This window comes from Psychrobacter sp. UBA2514 (assembly GCF_002341255.1).
GTDB lineage: Bacteria > Pseudomonadota > Gammaproteobacteria > Pseudomonadales > Moraxellaceae > Psychrobacter > Psychrobacter pacificensis.
The window spans coordinates 1,353-1,727 of sequence record NZ_DDNS01000052.1; the positions used below are offsets into that span (position 1 = coordinate 1,353).

Annotated in this window: 1 protein-coding gene; it reads right to left on the reverse strand. The window is 49.9% G+C overall.

Going from position 1 to position 375, the window contains the following annotated elements:
* On the reverse strand, positions 1–375 hold a 375-nt coding region (locus B3V51_RS12330), incomplete at both ends, for a penicillin-binding transpeptidase domain-containing protein (protein ID WP_286708539.1).

A 375-nucleotide genomic window follows, 5' to 3' on the forward strand; every position in this document is an offset into this window, starting at 1 on the left:
CCATTGAACCACGCATGATCCCAATGACGCTTATCGATTGCCGATTTATCATAGCGTTTGCCTTGAGCAATAGACTTGACCTGTGCGGTGCCGGTTTTGCCAGCGATACGATAACGCGGGGTATAGATGCCGCGACCTGTGCCGTTTTCTACCACGCTTTCCATTGCATCATGCATGCGTAGCCAGTCAGAGGGCTGACCGTTGTATTCAATTTTGCCATCTGGTTTGGTGATCACTTTTACCTCTGCCGCGCCGTCACTGCTCTTGAGCAAATGCGGGGTAATATGTTTACCTTTACTGGCGGTCATGGCAGTGGCATTAGCAATCTGTAGTGGCGTGGCTAAGAAATAGCCTTGTCCAATACTGACAGAGATG